The sequence below is a fragment of the Kitasatospora sp. NEAU-CNBT7 genome, assembly GCF_057220535.1.
In genome coordinates this window covers 192537-207735 of the sequence record NZ_JBXQQB010000007.1, presented here as the reverse complement: position 1 = coordinate 207735, position 15199 = coordinate 192537, and the positions used below count along the sequence as shown (strand labels likewise).

11 protein-coding genes are annotated in these 15199 nt (G+C 73.8%); 6 read left to right on the top strand and 5 right to left on the bottom strand.

The window, feature by feature from the left end:
• Positions 1 to 239: 239 nt before the first annotated feature.
• Both AC2TEW_RS12565 and AC2TEW_RS12560 read right to left on the bottom strand, forming a co-directional pair.
• Positions 240 to 1403 (bottom strand): sensor histidine kinase, encoded by a 1164-nt coding sequence (locus AC2TEW_RS12565; protein ID WP_051811990.1) that lies wholly within the window; start codon positions 1401 to 1403, stop codon positions 240 to 242.
• Positions 1404 to 1556: 153 nt separating this feature from the next.
• Positions 1557 to 2279, bottom strand: coding sequence for a response regulator transcription factor (locus AC2TEW_RS12560; RefSeq protein WP_033819094.1), 723 nt, complete (start codon positions 2277 to 2279; stop codon positions 1557 to 1559).
• Between the two features lie 576 nt (positions 2280 to 2855).
• Here AC2TEW_RS12560 and AC2TEW_RS12555 point away from each other — a divergent pair.
• The 4 genes from AC2TEW_RS12555 (at position 2856) to AC2TEW_RS12540 (ending at position 8973) form a co-directional block, all read left to right on the top strand.
• Positions 2856 to 3662 (top strand): rhomboid-like protein, encoded by an 807-nt coding sequence (locus tag AC2TEW_RS12555; protein WP_484623439.1) that lies wholly within the window; start codon positions 2856 to 2858, stop codon positions 3660 to 3662.
• Between the two features lie 586 nt (positions 3663 to 4248).
• The gene (lon, locus tag AC2TEW_RS12550) at positions 4249 to 6642 is read left to right on the top strand and encodes an endopeptidase La (protein WP_484623438.1); all 2394 of its coding nucleotides are present in this window, start codon (positions 4249 to 4251) and stop codon (positions 6640 to 6642) included.
• A 294-nt stretch (positions 6643 to 6936) separates the two neighbouring features.
• The gene (locus AC2TEW_RS12545; protein ID WP_484623437.1) at positions 6937 to 8379 is read left to right on the top strand and encodes a hypothetical protein; all 1443 of its coding nucleotides are present in this window, start codon (positions 6937 to 6939) and stop codon (positions 8377 to 8379) included.
• 75 nt (positions 8380 to 8454) lie between these two features.
• Positions 8455 to 8973, top strand: a complete 519-nt coding sequence (locus tag AC2TEW_RS12540) for a GtrA family protein (RefSeq protein ID WP_484623436.1) — start codon at positions 8455 to 8457, stop codon at positions 8971 to 8973.
• Between the two features lie 36 nt (positions 8974 to 9009).
• On the opposite strand, the gene AC2TEW_RS12535 is transcribed toward AC2TEW_RS12540, so the two are convergent.
• A complete protein-coding gene (locus AC2TEW_RS12535; RefSeq protein ID WP_484623435.1) occupies positions 9010 to 10041 on the bottom strand; it encodes a DUF3533 domain-containing protein in 1032 nt (343 codons plus the stop codon).
• Positions 10042 to 10231: 190 nt separating this feature from the next.
• Between AC2TEW_RS12535 and AC2TEW_RS12530 the strand changes: the two genes are divergently transcribed.
• A complete protein-coding gene (locus AC2TEW_RS12530) occupies positions 10232 to 11770 on the top strand; it encodes an MDR family MFS transporter (protein ID WP_484623434.1) in 1539 nt (512 codons plus the stop codon).
• 67 nt (positions 11771 to 11837) lie between these two features.
• On the opposite strand, the gene AC2TEW_RS12525 is transcribed toward AC2TEW_RS12530, so the two are convergent.
• Both AC2TEW_RS12525 and AC2TEW_RS12520 read right to left on the bottom strand, forming a co-directional pair.
• Positions 11838 to 12080, bottom strand: a complete 243-nt coding sequence (locus AC2TEW_RS12525) for a hypothetical protein (RefSeq protein ID WP_484623433.1) — start codon at positions 12078 to 12080, stop codon at positions 11838 to 11840.
• 19 nt (positions 12081 to 12099) lie between these two features.
• Positions 12100 to 13269 (bottom strand): inorganic phosphate transporter, encoded by a 1170-nt coding sequence (locus AC2TEW_RS12520; protein ID WP_484623432.1) that lies wholly within the window; start codon positions 13267 to 13269, stop codon positions 12100 to 12102.
• 357 nt (positions 13270 to 13626) lie between these two features.
• Here AC2TEW_RS12520 and AC2TEW_RS12515 point away from each other — a divergent pair, with 357 nt between their 5' ends.
• The gene (locus AC2TEW_RS12515) at positions 13627 to 15192 is read left to right on the top strand and encodes a C40 family peptidase (RefSeq protein WP_484623431.1); all 1566 of its coding nucleotides are present in this window, start codon (positions 13627 to 13629) and stop codon (positions 15190 to 15192) included.
• Positions 15193 to 15199 lie beyond the last annotated feature (7 nt).

Genomic DNA, 15199 nt, shown 5'->3' with positions numbered 1-15199 from the left:
TCCCCGGGGGCCAGGCGTCGCCCAGATCACAGTGTCGGGCTGCTATTTGGCCGAATGTGTGCGTTAGAAAGCCGTCAGGGATGGGAACTGGAGCGCACCATTCGCCTATCCATACTGGCATCAAATCGGACAAAAGCCCAGCTGGCGGGCGGTGCGGACGGATCCGGCCATCGCGGCCGCCCGCCGTGTGTCCCAGTTGTGTGACAACCCGGTGGAGGCCGCCGGCGGCGGACCGGCGCTCAGACCGGTACGCCGTCCACCGCGGCACCCCGGACGGCCGCACCCGGGAGGGTGACCTCGATCCGGCAGCCGCGGACCGCCTCGGCCACCCTGATCTCGCCGCCGTGCAGGTCGACGGCCCAGCGGGCGATGGCCAGCCCGAGGCCGGTGCCGCCGTCGGCGCCCGGGCCCTGCGCGGTGGCGCTGCCGGCCCGGCCGAAGCGTTCGAAGACCCGCTCGCGGTCCTCCACCCGGATCCCCGGGCCCTGGTCCTCCACGGCCAGCAGCAGGGCGCCCGGCTCGGCCCCGGAGCGGGCCAGCACGGTCACCGTGCCCCCGGCGGGGGAGTGCTTGCAGGCGTTGTCCACCAGATTGGCCACCACCTGGTGGAGCCGCTCGGGGTCGGCCACCGCGCTGAGCCCGCCGGGCTCCACGTCCAGGCGCAGCCGGACGTCGCCGCGCCGGGCGTAGGCACCGCCGGCCGTCGCGCCGTCCACGGTGACCCCGCGCAGCACGCCGTCCAGGAACGGCTGGACCTCGAACGGACGGGCGTCCAGCGGGACCACGCCGTCGTCCAGCTTGGACAGGTCGAGCAGGTGGGTGACCAGCCGGCCGAGGCGTTCGGTCTGCTCCAGGGCGGCGCCCAGGGTGACCGGGTCGGGCCGCACCACGCCGTCCACCACGTTCTCCAGCACGGCGCGCAGCGCGGCGATCGGCGTGCGCAGCTCGTGCGAGACGTTGGCGATGAGTTCGCGCCGGTGCCGGTCGGCGGCCTCCAGGTCACCGGCCATCCGGTTGAAGGTGGCGGCCAGCTCGCCGATCTCGTCCCGCGAGGTGACGTGCACCCGGGCGCTGTAGTCGCCGTCGGCCATCGCGCGGGCGGCGGCGGTCATGTCGCGCAGCGGGGCGGTCAGCCCGTGCGCAAGGAACTGCATGAAGAGCAGCGAGGCGATGATCGAGAAGATCATGATGATGCGGATCTGGGTCTCGGACCTGATCGCGACCACCACCATGCCGGTCGCCAGCACCACCGAGACGATCACCAGCAGGGCCAGCTTGCCCTTGATCGAGCGGACCGGGTCCAGCGGCCGGATGTCGGCCCAGACCCGCAGCACGGCGCGGGTGGCCAGGCTGGGGGGCGGAGAGGCCTTGGCGTCCCCGTTGCGTTGCTGTGGAAAGGTCATGGTGTCCCTGACGTCGGCCCCGGACCGCGGACTTCGTTCCGCACGGCGCGGGTGCGGACGGCCCGCCGGTGCGAGCGGCGAGCGGGTGCAGCAGCCAGCCGGGCGCGGATACGACCAGGGCCCCCCGGAGGCCCGAGCCGTCGGCGCGCCCGACTAGGAGAGCGGCGCCTCCAAGGCGTACCCGACACCGTGCACGGTGCGGATCCAGCTCGCGCCGATCTTGCGGCGCAGCGCCTTGACGTGGCTGTCGACCGTGCGGGTGCCGGAGGCGTCCGTCCAGTCCCAGACCTCGGCCAGCAGCTGCTCGCGGGTGAGCACCGCGCGCGGCTGGGCGGCCAGGCAGGCCAGCAGGTCGAACTCGGTCGGCGTCAGGTGGACGTCGCCCGAGCCGAGCCGCACCCGGCGCTGCACGTGGTCGATCTCCAGCTCGCCGAAGCGCAGGCTGCCGAGGGCCGGCGTCCTGGCCGCCTGCTGGGCCCGCTCGACCCGGCGCAGCAGCACGTTGACCCGGGCCGCCAGCTCGCGCATGGAGAACGGCTTGGTCATGTAGTCGTCCGCGCCGACCCCGAGGCCGACCAGCAGGTCGGTCTCGTCGTCGCGCGCGGTCAGCATCAGCACCGGCACCGGGCGCTGCGCCTGGATCCGGCGGCACACCTCCAGGCCGTCGAAGCCGGGCAGCATGATGTCGAGCACGACCAGGTCGGGCTGCCAGGTGTGGAAGCCGTCCACCGCGCCGGGCCCGTCGTGGGCCACGGCGACCTTGAAGCCCTCCGCGCCCAGCCGGGCCGCGATGGACTCGGCGATGGTGGGTTCGTCCTCGACGACGAGTACTCGTCGCTGAGTGCCCACCGTGCTGCTGGTGTTCTCTTGCTGCATTTCTGTCACGGTCACGCCACCGCCCCCAGGGCTGCGGGCCGGCCACCTGTGGGGGTGGCGGGGCTCCGCTCGTAGTCGTCTTGTTTCCGTCGTGGGCTGTGCCCGGGCCCGGATCCGCGGAGCGCCCTTCCGCCGAAGGCGCTGTGCGGACGGTGCGCCGTGTGGGTCGACGCACCTCTTCCGTACTCATCGCAGAGTACGGACACCGTGGGTGTTCCGGCAGGTGGACCGGACATTTCCGGCCCGCGGACCAGCTCGGACCCGGTCTCGGACCGGGCCCGGACCGGGGCACGGGGCGATACCTTACCCGGCCGAAATCGGCTCTTGTGACGGTATGTATGCCTCCCATTCGAATAACCCGCCCGGGACGGGAAGCTACTCGTCCGTAGGCAGAGGGTTGGTCCGTACCAGGGCGGGTCCCGGTCACGTGGGGCGACCTGAGGAATTCTCAGCAGATCCCCAGCGGACTCCCAGCTGGTGGACGTATCGTGGGCACGACAAACTTCGGCGGGGATCTCCGGCGCCCGCACGGGCGTTGAGCGAGGCGTGACCGGCTCATCCGCGGACGGAGGCGCGATGGCGGACGACGCGGTGCCCACCGACCCTCGTCCCGCCGCGCTCCTGCGCGTACGGCTGCGCGCACGCCTCCGTTCCCCCCTGCACCCCCTCCTGCCCGCGGGCTCCCGGCCGGCCGCGCTGCGCGCCGCACTGCGGCTGCTGCCGACGCCGCGCCGCAACCCGTTCACCTTCGGCTACCTCGCGCTGCTGCTCGGCACCACGCTCTTCGCCCGCTTCGGCGACCCCGAGCTGGTGCGGCGCCTGCAGAGCGCCTCCAGCAGCGATGTGCACAACCTGCTGGTCCGGCCGGTCTCGGCACTGCTGTTCAGCGGCTTCTGGGTGGCGGGGCCGGTGTGGATGCCGTACTTCTGGGCCTTCCTCGCCACCCTCGCCCCGCTGGAACGCCGGATCGGCGGGCGGCGGGCGGCCGGCGTCTTCGCGACCGGGCACATCGGTGCCACCCTGCTCTCCCAGGCGGTGGTCGCCGGCGCGGTGGCCGGCGGCGCGCTCGCCTCCGGCGCACTCGACGAACTCGACATCGGCGTCAGCTACGGCGTGCTCACCTGCCTGGGCGCGCTGGCCGGACTGCTGCCGCTGCCCGGCCGGGTGGCCGTGCTGGGGGTGGCCGGCGCCCTGGTCGGTCGCCAGGTGCTGACCGACACCGACCTGGTCACCGCCGTCGGGCACCCGGCCGCACTGCTGGTCGGTGTCGCGCTGTGGGGCCGGGTGCGCCGCGGCCGCGGCGGCCCGGGCCGCCCCCTGCCGCTGCCGCACTGGCCGACGGCCCGCCCCCGGCGCCCCGCCCCGGCCCGCTCCGAGGCCTGACCCCGACGCGGGCCCGGGCCCGCCCGGCCCACCCGGGCCGCGCCCGCCGGCTCCCGCCTGCGGCGGTGTCGTAGACGCCCGGTTCTGCCCCTGGTGGCGGCGTGGGCTCCCGGCTGCGCCGGCGCCTGCCTGTGGTGACGCCGGGCGCGCAGGGTTCCGGCCGGTGGCGACGTCGGCCCCGCCGGTGCGGGCCCGGGGCGGCGTCGGTCGCCTTCGGTGCCGCCTGCGGCGGTTTCGGTCCGCGGTGGCGTCGGTTGCGCCGGGTCCGGCTGCCTCGGCGCCCGTCTGGGGTGATGCCGTGCGTGCCAGGTCCCTGCCTGCGCCGGGTTCGATCCGTGGCGCTGTCGGCCGTACCGACTCTCGCCTGCGGCGCCGCCGGGGGCGGTGCGGAGTCGCCCGCATCGGCCCGTGCGTCGGCTCCGGACAGTTCCACCTGCACCGCTCCCGCCTGCGGCGATGCCGTGCCCGCCGGCGCCGTCGGGGGCGGTGCGGGGTCGATCGCTCACAGCGAACACAGGCCCGGGAACAATCCGTCGGCGCCAAACCTTAGTCAGGTCAACTCAACTTCGCTGACTGGGGAGAGATCATGGCATCGACGTCCACTCCGCTCACTCTGCCCGTGCTGCCGCTCGACGACGAGGTCGTGCTCCCCGGCATGGTCGTCCCGCTCGACCTCAAGGACGCCGAGGTCCGGGCCGCCGTCGAGGCCGCCCGGGCCGGGGCCGGCGGGGCGGGCAAACCCCAGGTGCTGCTGGTGCCCCGGCTGGACGGCTCGTACGCCGCGGTCGGAACGCTGGCCACCGTCGAACAGGTCGGCCGGCTGGCCGACGGGGACCCGGCCGCCCTGGTGCGCGCGGTGCGCCGGGTCCGGATCGGGTCCGGCACCACCGGCCCGGGCGCCGCGCTCTGGGTCGAGACCACGGCGTTCCGCGAGTCCGACGCCGGGCTGCCGGTCGCCGGCCGCGCCGCCGAGCTGGTCAAGGAGTACAAGGCGCTGTCCACCCAGTGGCTGCGCAAGCGCGGCGCCTGGCAGATCGTCGACCGGGTGGCCGCCATCGACGACGTCGGCGAGCTCGCCGACAACATCGGCTACGCCCCCTTCGCCACCGCCGAGCAGAAGCTCAAGGTGCTGCTGGAGGCCGACCAGGTGGCCCGCCTGGAGTACGCGCTGACCCTGCTGCGCGACCACCTCGCCGAGGAGGAGGTCAACGACACCATCCGCAAGGACGTCGAGGAGGGCGTGGCCAAGCAGCAGAAGGAGTTCCTGCTCCGCCGCCAGCTGGAGGCCGTCCGCAAGGAGCTGGCGGAGCTGAACGGCGACGCCGCCGACGAGGAGGCCGACTACCGGGCCCGGGTGGAGGCCGCCGCGCTGCCGGAGAAGGTCCGCGAGGCCGCCCTCAAGGAGGTCGACAAGCTGGAGCGCTCCTCCGACCAGTCGCCCGAGGGCTCCTGGATCCGGACCTGGCTCGACACCGTCCTCGAGCTGCCCTGGAACGAGCGCAGCGAGGAGGCGTACGACATCGCCGCCGCCCGCGCGGTGCTGGACGCCGACCACGCCGGTCTGGCGGACGTGAAGGACCGGATCGTCGAGTACCTGGCCGTCCGCAAGCGCCGGGCCGACCAGGGACTCGGCCTGATCGGCGGGCGCCGCGGGGGCGCGGTGCTCGCGCTGGTCGGCCCGCCCGGGGTCGGCAAGACCTCGCTCGGCGAGTCGGTGGCCCGCGCGATGGGCCGCTCCTTCGTCCGGGTCGCGCTCGGCGGCGTCCGGGACGAGGCCGAGATCCGCGGCCACCGCCGCACCTACGTCGGGGCCATCCCCGGCCGGATCGTGCGGGCCATCAAGGAGGCCGGGTCGATGAACCCGGTGGTGCTGCTCGACGAGATCGACAAGGTCGGCTCCGACTACCGGGGCGACCCGGCGGCCGCCCTGCTGGAGGTGCTGGACCCGGCGCAGAACCACACCTTCCGCGACCACTACCTGGAGGTCGAGCTGGACCTCTCCGACGTGGTGTTCCTCGCCACCGCCAACGTGCTGGAGGCCATCCCCGAGCCGCTGCTCGACCGGATGGAGCTGGTCCGCCTGGACGGCTACACCGAGGACGAGAAGGTCGTCATCGCCCGTGACCACCTGCTGCCCCGGCAGCTGGAGAAGGCCGGGCTGCGCACCGAGGACGCCACGGTGGACGAGGGCGCGCTGCGCCGGCTGGCCGGGGAGTACACCCGGGAGGCGGGCGTGCGGAACCTGGAGCGGTCGATCGCCCGGATCCTGCGCAAGGTGGCGGCGCAGAGCGAGCTCGGCGAGCGCGCGCTGCCCGCCGCGATCGGCCCGGACGACCTGCGGGCCCTGATCGGGCGGCCGCACCACGTGCCCGAGTCGGCCCAGGAGCCGGCCGAGCGGCGCACGGCCGTCCCCGGGGTGGCGACCGGGCTGGCCGTGACCGGCGCCGGCGGCGACGTCCTCTACATCGAGGCCTCGCTGGCGGACGCGGTGACCGGCTCGACCGGGCTGACCCTGACCGGTCAGCTGGGCGACGTGATGAAGGAGTCCGCGCACATCGCGCTCTCCTTCCTGCGGTCGCGCGGTGCCGAACTGGAGCTGCCCGTCACCGGGCTGCGCGAGCAGGGCATCCACCTGCACGTGCCGGCCGGTGCCGTGCCCAAGGACGGTCCGAGCGCGGGCATCACCATGACCACCGCGCTGGCCTCGCTGCTCTCGGGGCGCAAGGTGCGCACCGACGTGGCGATGACCGGTGAGGTCTCGCTGACCGGGCGGGTGCTGCCGATCGGCGGGGTGAAGCAGAAGCTGCTGGCCGCCGACCGGGCGGGCATCACCACGGTGATCATCCCGAAGCGCAACGAGCCCGACCTGGACGACGTCCCGGCCGAGGTGCTGGAGCGCCTCACCGTGCACCCGGTGTCCGATGTCCGGGAGGTGCTGAAGCTGGCCCTGGAGCCGGCCGAGGTGCTGGTCGCGGCGTAGGGCGCGGCCGTGGGAGCGAGGGGCGCCGGGACCATCCCGGCGCCCCTCGCGGGCTGTCCCGCCCGCACTCTGAGACACCGTTGTGAGACGGTCCGTCAGTACGTCAGGCTGGCCCCATGCATCGCCACGCGTACCTGAGCCGTCGACTCGACGTCGACCTGGCGTACGCGTGCTCCGCGAGCTGTCGCACCGCGCTCTGATCGCGGTGTCCCCGCCCGGCCGTGGCCGGGAGCACGTCCGGGTGTGTGCACCGCCGCGCGGTCCGACCCTCCTCACACCTGACGGGACACCCCTATGCGCTTCGCGCTGCCCGCCCGCGCCGCCGTCCTGGCGGTCGCCGCCCTGCTCACCGCCGCCGCGGCCGGACCCGCCGCGGCCACCGGCTTCGGCCCGCTGCCGCCGCACAACCCGTACGCGGGCCCCGACGGCACCGCCACCATGCACGGCGACACCGGTTCTTCCGACGCCACCGGGCTGCCCGGCCCGCGCCCCGGCACGGCGCTGACCTCGCACCGCACCGCGCTGGCCTCGGCCTGCCCGACCGTCCTGGTCGGCGCCGACGGCTACCCGGTGGCGCTGTGCACCGCGATCTTCGGCCTGACCCCGACCGTCCACCTGCTGGACCCGACCGACGGCCGCTCGCTGGCCGAGCTGCCGCTCGCCAAGGGCTCGCTGCTCGGCGGGGTGTACGCCTACCTGGACCAGCGCGACCGGCTGGTGGCCGTCGACGGTGACCGCGACCTGCTGCGGATCGGCCACCGCCGGACCGCCGCGGGCGGCTGGGAGCTGTTCGTCGACGGCCGGCTGCCGCTGGCCGGGGCCGTCCCCGACGGCGACGCGGTCACCGGGCTGTCGCCGGACTGGCAGGGCCGGGTCTGGTTCGCCACCGGCAAGGGGGTGGTCGGCACCGCCGACGACCGTACCGGCGCGGTACGGACCCTGGCGCTCCCGGCGGGCGAGCAGATCGCCAACTCGATCTCCACCGCGCCCGGGGGCACCGCCGTCGCCACCACCCACGCCACCTACCTGCTGACCGCCGACGCCGACGGCACCCCGCGGATCGCCTGGCGGCAGCCGTACGACCGGGGGCCGGGCCGCAAGCCGGGCCAGCTCAGCTGGGGGACCGGCTCCACCCCGACCTTCTTCGGCCCGGCCACCGGCACCGACTACCTGACGGTCGTCGACAACGCCGCGCCCACCGTCCACCTGCTGGTGTACCGGACCGGCAGCGGCGAGCAGGTCTGCTCGGTGCCGGTGCTGAGGGCGGGCGGCAGCGGCAGCGAGAACTCGCCGATCGCGGCCGGCAACGCGGTCTTCGTGGCCGGCACCTACGGCTACCCGTACCCGAAGCTGCCCGACGGGGCCGGGCCGAGCGTGCCCGCCTCGGCCGCCTTCACCGGCGGGTTCAGCCGGGTGGACGTCCGGGCCGACGGTTCCGGCTGCGACCTGGTCTGGGACAACCGGCTGCGGTCGGCGGCCGTGCCCCGGCTGTCCACCGCCGACGGGCTGATCCGCACCGTGCTGCGCTCCCCGGTGATCCCCGGAACGGACGCCGCCTCGATCCTGGACCCCTACTCCTACGCCGAGATCGACCCGGCGACCGGCGCGGTGGTCCGCACCACGTGGCTGGGCAGCGGTTTCGTCTTCGACACCCTGCAGATGGCCGGGACCGTGGCACCCGGCCGGGTGGTGCTCCAGGGCACCACCACCGGGGTGCTGCGGATCGCCGAGAGGTGACGGCGGGGGCGCGGACCGGCGCCACGCCCCCGCGCCGAATACCGGCCGGGCGGTGTGACGTGCAACACTTTCGCCGTGCCGTCGCCCACTCAGCGCGCCCTGATCCGGGTACCGAAGCGGTACCGCCCGTTCCTGGTGAAACACCGCAAGCTGGTGAAGTTCATGATGGTGGGCGGTACCTGCTTCGCCCTGACCCTGGTGATCAACTTCGGGCTGAAGCTCACCGTGCTGCACGACAAGCCGGTGCTCGCGCTGACCATCGCGACCCTGATCGCCACCGTGCTCTCGTACGTGCTGAACCGCCAGTGGTCGTTCCGGGCCGCCGGGCGGCAGCGCGAGGCGGCGATGTACTTCGCGGTCAGCGCGGTGGCGATCGTGGTCAACGACCTGCCGCTGGCCTTCTCCCGGTACGTGCTGGAGCTGCGTGAACCGCAGGTCGGCCACCTCACCCAGGAGGCGGCCGACTTCCTCAGCGGGATGATCGTCGGGACGCTGCTGGCGATGGCGTTCCGGTTCTGGGCGATGAACCGGTTCGTCTTCACCCGGCTCTCGCCCCGTGTGGAGCCCGGGCGCCGGGCCTCCGAGCGGGTCTGACCGCCGGACGTACGCCGCCCGGGGCCGGGCCGGCCGTCAGAGGGCGGCCGCGGGCGGTTCGCCGCCGGGCCGGCGCACCACCGTGGCCAGGGTGACCGCGACGCCGACCGCCGCCCAGGCGGCCAGCACCAGCAGCGGCACGGTGATGCCGGTGGAGTCGAAGTAGGCGAGGGAGCGGGCCACGTCGGTGCCGGCGCCATTCGGGATCCAGGCCCCGATGGCCCGCCAGAACGGCGGCAGCAGCGGCGGTGGGAAGACCCCGCCGGCGCTGGGGTTGCCCAGCACCACGAAGACCAGCACGGCGAGGCCGATGCCGACGATGCCGAACAGGCACTCCATCGCCATCGTGATCGCGCCGACCGCGAACACCACCAGCGAGCCGAGGCCGACCAGCGGCCAGACGGAGCCGGGCAGCGCGCCCAGCACCGGGCCGATGATCACCGCACCGCCGATCCCGGCGGTCACCGAGTAGACGGCCAGGGTGCCCAGCCGGATCAGTGCCCGGTGGGTGTTGGCGGGCCGGGAGCCGGCGCTGATGCCGAGGATCGAGGCGACCAGGTAGCCGCCGACGCACCAGCCGACCACCAGGTAGAAGGAGGACAGGCCCTCGGCGTCGCCGTCGGCCAGCGGGACGACGTCCTCGACGGCGAGGGTGCGCCCCTGCCGCTGCTCGAGCGCGGTGACGATCTCGGTGGCGGCCCGCGCGGCGGCCGGGCCGCGGGCGTCGGCGACCAGCAGGGTGTCGCGGGTGCCGGCGGGGTCGACCAGCCAGGCGGCGTAGATCTTCTGGTCCTTGATCCGGGCCTCGGCGGTGGCCCGGTCGGGGGCGGTGGAGGCCCGGACGGCGTCGTCCGGGACGGCTTCGAGGCCGGCCACCAGCTGCGGGGCGGCCTGCGGCGGGGCGACCACGGCGATCGACAGCTCGTGCGGGCCGGGGTCGTGCAGCGCCCCGACGTACGAGGTGATGAAGCCGAGCTGGAGCAGCAGGACGCCGATCACGAGCAGGGCGGCCCGGGGGGTCACGGCGTCCTTGAGTTCGGCCAGGAAACCTGATGCCGGCTCAGTCATCGCACAGCTCCTTGGATATAAGGGCAAAGCGGATGGATACTTCATATCATGAAGTAGTTTCCGGGCGTGCGGGTGCGGTGGCGGGCGCCCGCCCGGGCCGGCTGGAAAGTTGCCTCATTCAACCATTTCTCCGTATGGTTGCTAAACGCAACAAACCTCCCGTCGAAGGATCCGTATGCCGACGACCCCCATGACCCACCGACAGGTCCTCGAAGCCCTCTCCGGCCTGCTGCTCGGCCTCTTCGTGGCCGTGCTCTCCTCGACCGTCGTCTCCAACGCGCTGCCGCGGATCCTCACCGACCTGCACGGCGGCGAGTCCGCCTACACCTGGGTGATCACCGCGGCACTGCTCTCGCTGACCGCCTCCACCCCGCTCTGGGGCAAGCTCTCCGACCTGGTCAGCAAGAAGCTGCTGGTCCAGATCGCCCTGGTGATCTACATCGCCTCCTCGGCGCTGGCCGGCCTCTCCCAGAACACCGGCGAACTGATCGCCTGCCGCGTGCTCCAGGGCATCGGCGCCGGCGGCGTCACCGCACTGGCCCAGATCTGCCTGGCCGCGATGGTCCCGCCGCGCGAGCGCGGCCGCTACAGCGGCTACTTCGGAGCCGTCTTCGCCCTCGCGACCATCGGCGGCCCGCTGATCGGCGGCGTCATCGTCGACACCGACTGGCTCGGCTGGCGCTGGTGCTTCTACGTGGGCATCCCGTTCTCGCTGCTCGCCATCGTGGTGCTGCAGCGCACCCTGCACCTGCCCGAGGCGCCGCGCCGCAAGGCCCGGATCGACTACCTCGGCGCCCTGCTGATCACCGCCGCGGTCAGCCTGCTGATGATCTGGATCAGCCTGGCCGGCAAGAACTACGCCTGGCTGTCCTGGCAGAGCGCCCTGATGGTGGGCGGCGGACTCGCGCTCGCCGTCCTGTTCGTCCTGGCCGAGCGCCGGGCCGCCGAGCCGATCGTCCCGCTCGACCTGTTCCGGCACCGCACCGTCGCGCTCGCCTCGGTGGCCAGCGTCCTGGTCGGCGTCGGGATGTACGGCGCGACCACCTTCCTCAGCCAGTACTTCCAGCTGGCCAAGGAGGAGTCGCCGACCCGGGCCGGACTGCTCACCCTGCCGATGATCCTCGGCCTCGCCGTCTCCTCCACCGTGGCCGGCCGGCTGATCACCCGCTACGGGCGGTGGAAGGCCTACCTGGTGGCCGGCACCCTGCTGCTCGCCGTCGGCTTCGGCCTGCTCGGCACCGTCCGGGCCGGCACCGGGTACGGCGCGCTCACGCTCGCCATGGCGGTCACCGGCGTCGGCCTCGGCCTGACCATGCAGAACCTGGTGCTCGCGGTCCAGAACACCGTCCCCCGCAACGAACTGGGCGCCGCCAGCTCCGTGGTCACCTTCTTCCGGACCATGGGCGGCGCGATGGGCGTCTCCGCGCTCGGCGCCCTGCTGGCCGACCGCGTGACGCACTACCTGACCGAGAACCTCGCCGCCGCCCACGTGAACCCCGGCGCCGGGGCCGCCCTCGGCGGCGGCGAGATCCCCGACCTGCACCGGCTGCCCGGCCCGCTGGTGCCGCTGGTCACCGACGCCTTCGGGCACGGCGTCGGCCTGGTCTTCCTGGTGGCCGCGCCGTTCGCGCTGCTGGCCTTCCTGGTGGTGCTGTTCATCCGCGAGGTGCCGCTGCGCACCGGTGAGGAGCCCGCCGTCCGGCCGGCCCCGGAGCTGGTCAGGGACTGACCCGCGGACGGCGAAGGGCCCCGCGGAGCAGCAGCTCCGCGGGGCCCTTCGGCGTACCGGGCGGGGTTCAGCCCGCGATCAGCGAGATGCCGTACAGCACGACGCCCGCGCAGGCGGTGAAGCAGACGCCCGCCCCGGCCAGCGCCAGGGTGCCGCTGCCGGCGCCGGGCGTGCCGGCCGCACGCGCCTTCACGGCCGCCTCGCGGCGGTTCAGGGCGAGGTTGCCGAGGGCGAAGACGGCGACCACCGCGAGGGTGATCAGCAGGCTGAAGCCCGCGGTCTGGCCGAGTGCGGCCCACTTGATGCTCATGTCTGGCTGCCTCTCGCCGTCAGGCCGCGACGGCGGTGGTGGTGGGGGTCGGGTTGACCGGCGCGGGGGCGCCGGGGACCTCGACCGGGGTGACGTCGTTGACGTTGTCGGCGCTCACCGGCTGGCGGCGGGAGATGACCCACATCGAGCCGGCGCCGGTCACCAGCGCCACGCCGACCACGGCCACGCCCCAGGCGCCGAGGCCCGCGACGTACGCGGCGGCGCCCGACACGAGCGCGGCGGCCGGCAGGGTCAGGCCCCAGGTGTAGACCATGCGGCGGACCAGCGCCCAGCGCAGGAAGCCCTTCGGGCCGCCGAGGCCGGCGCCCATGATGCTGCCGGAGCAGACCTGGGTGGTCGACAGGCCGTAGCCCATGTGGGTGGAGGTGAGGATCGCGGTGGCCGCGGCGGTCTCGGAGGCGAAGCCCTGCGGCGCCTTGATGTCGGCCAGGCCCTTGCCCATCGAGCGGATGATCCGCCAGCCGCCCATGTAGGTGCCGAGCGCGATGGCGCCGCCGGCGCTGATGATCACCCAGAGCGGCGGCAGCGCGCCCTTGGGCAGCGCGTGCACGGAGACCAGGGTCAGGGTGATGATGCCCATCGTCTTCTGGGCGTCGTTGGTGCCGTGGGCGAGCGAGATCAGCGAGGAGGAGAAGATCTGGCCCCGCTTGAAGCCCTTGGTGGTGGTGTCCGTGCCGCCGCGGGTGATCAGGTATGCCAGCTTGGTCGCGCCCCAGGCGGCCACGCCGGCCACCAGCGGGGCGGCCACGGCCGGGATCAGGATCTTGCTGACCACGACGCTGAAGTTGACGCCGCTCACCCCGGCGCCGACCACGGTGGCGCCGATCAGGCCGCCGTAGAGCGCGTGCGAGGAGCTGGAGGGCAGGCCCTTGAGCCAGGTCAGCAGATTCCACAGGATCGCGCCGGCCAGGGCCGCGAAGATCACTTCGGGGTGGAGTCCGGCCTTCTCGTTGACGATGCCGCCCGAGATGGTGGTCGCGACCTTGACCGAGAGGAAGGCCCCGGCGAAGTTCAGGGTGGCCGCGATGGCGACCGCGACCTTCGGGCGCAGGGCACCGGTGGCGATGGAGGTGGCCATCGCGTTGGCGGTGTCGTGGAAACCGTTGGTGAAGTCGAAGGCGAGCGCCGTGATGATCACAACGGCCACCAGGAACGTGATGTGTTCCATACCCAAACAATCGTCGTAGTTGTCGTACTGACGCTGGTGTCACGCAGACCGTAGGGAGACTCGGTGAACGGGAGGTTAACTCGGTCGGGAATCAGGGTTCTGATGGTGTCTCGGAGGTTTCCGGCGGGCGTCCGGACGGGGTCGCCAGGGGCCCTGATCAGCACTTTTGCGTGAAATGACCGATCTGATGATGCTTTGATGAGACCTGTCTCACAGTGTCCTGCGGCCAGGATGAGAAGTTCATCAGTACGTACCGGTGCCATCTGCCCCGCAGCGGCCCTCCCATGGCAGGATCAGCGGGTACATCGGCCGGGGGGACGCCCGGCCGGGGGTCGCCGGATGGGGGAGAACAGGCCGATGGGCGCTGCACAGGGGATGGATTCGGCCGGGCTGCGGCCCTGGGTGCGGGCCGCCCTGCGGTGCGGCGCGGTGCTCGCCGCCGCGGCCCTGTCGCTGTCGCTGGCCGGTGGTGCCGCGTACGCCGCGCCCGAGCCGGTGCCCCCGGTGGCCGCGCCGACCGTCGCCCCCGGCGCCGACCCGCTCGCCGACGCCAAGGCCACCCTCGGCCCGCTCCTCGACCAGCTGCACCAGCTCTACCAGCAGGCCGAGGCCGCCACCGAGCAGTACAACGGCTCGGTGGCCAAGCTCGCCGAACTTCAGAACGGCCTCGCCGACCTGCGGACCCAGATCACCCGCCAGCAGGCCGCCGTGGACGCCGGCAGCGACCTGGCCGCCCAGCTGGCCGCCGCCCAGTACCGCAACGGCCACGCCTCCGAGCTCGGCGAGCTGCTGATGGCCGACGACCCGTACGAGGCCGTGGTCATCGCCGAGCTGCTGCAGGCCGCCGGGCGCTCGCAGTCGGCGTTCCTGGACCGCCTCAAGGCGGACCGGGCCGGGCTGACCGTGCTCCAGCAGCAGGCCGAGCTCTCGCTCGCCCAGCAGCAGGCCGTGACCGCCCAGGAGGAGCAGGCCAAGGGCGAGGTGACCAAGAAGCTCGCCGACGTCGAGCAGCTGGTCGGCTCGCTGACCGGCGCCCAGCGCACCGAGCTGGAGCAGCTGGAGAAGCAGCAGGCCGACCAGGCCCAGCTGGCCTTCCTCGCCTCCGGCGTGCTCGGCAAGGGCGAGCGCACGCCGTCCGAGGCCGGCCGCAAGGCGGTCGCCTACGCGCTCGCCCAGCTCGGCAAGGACTACGTGTGGGGCGGCGCGGGCCCGGACGTCTTCGACTGCTCGGGCCTCACCTCGCAGGCCTGGATCCACGCCGGGGTGTCGATCCCGCGCACCAGCCAGGAGCAGTGGGCCCAGCTCAAGCACGTCCCGCTGAACCAGATCCGGGCCGGCGACCTGGTGGTCTACCACAGCGGGGCCACCCACATCGCGATGTACATCGGCGGCGGCCTGATCGTGCAGGCGCCGCACACCGGTGACGTGGTCAAGGTGTCCCAGATCGGCGCGATGCCGATCCTCGGCGTGGTGCGCCCCGACCCGGACGCCGCCGCCGACGACAAGGGCGGCGCCTGGAAGGTTCCGGACGTCAAGGTCGGCGCGGTGCGGATCGCCCCCGCCAAGCCGTCCACCCTGACCCCGGCGCCGCCCGCTCCGCCGGTCACCCCGCCGACCGCGCCCGCCACCCCCGACACCACCCCCTCGCCGTCCACCGGCGGGACCCCGTCCGGCACCCCGTCGGGCTCGGGCACCCCGTCCGGCTCCGGCACCCCGAGCGGAGGCTCCTCGACGGGCCCGTCGGCGCCGACGACCGGCACCGGCACACCGTCCACCACCGGCACCCCGCCGGCCGGGACGGCCACCCCGGGCGACCCCGCCACCGCCACCGGGACCCCGTCCGGGTCCGGGTCCTCGGCGGCCGACCCCTCCTCCGCGTCCGCGAAGGTCTCGCCCAGCGGCACCGGGCACGCCCAGGACTGACCGGCCG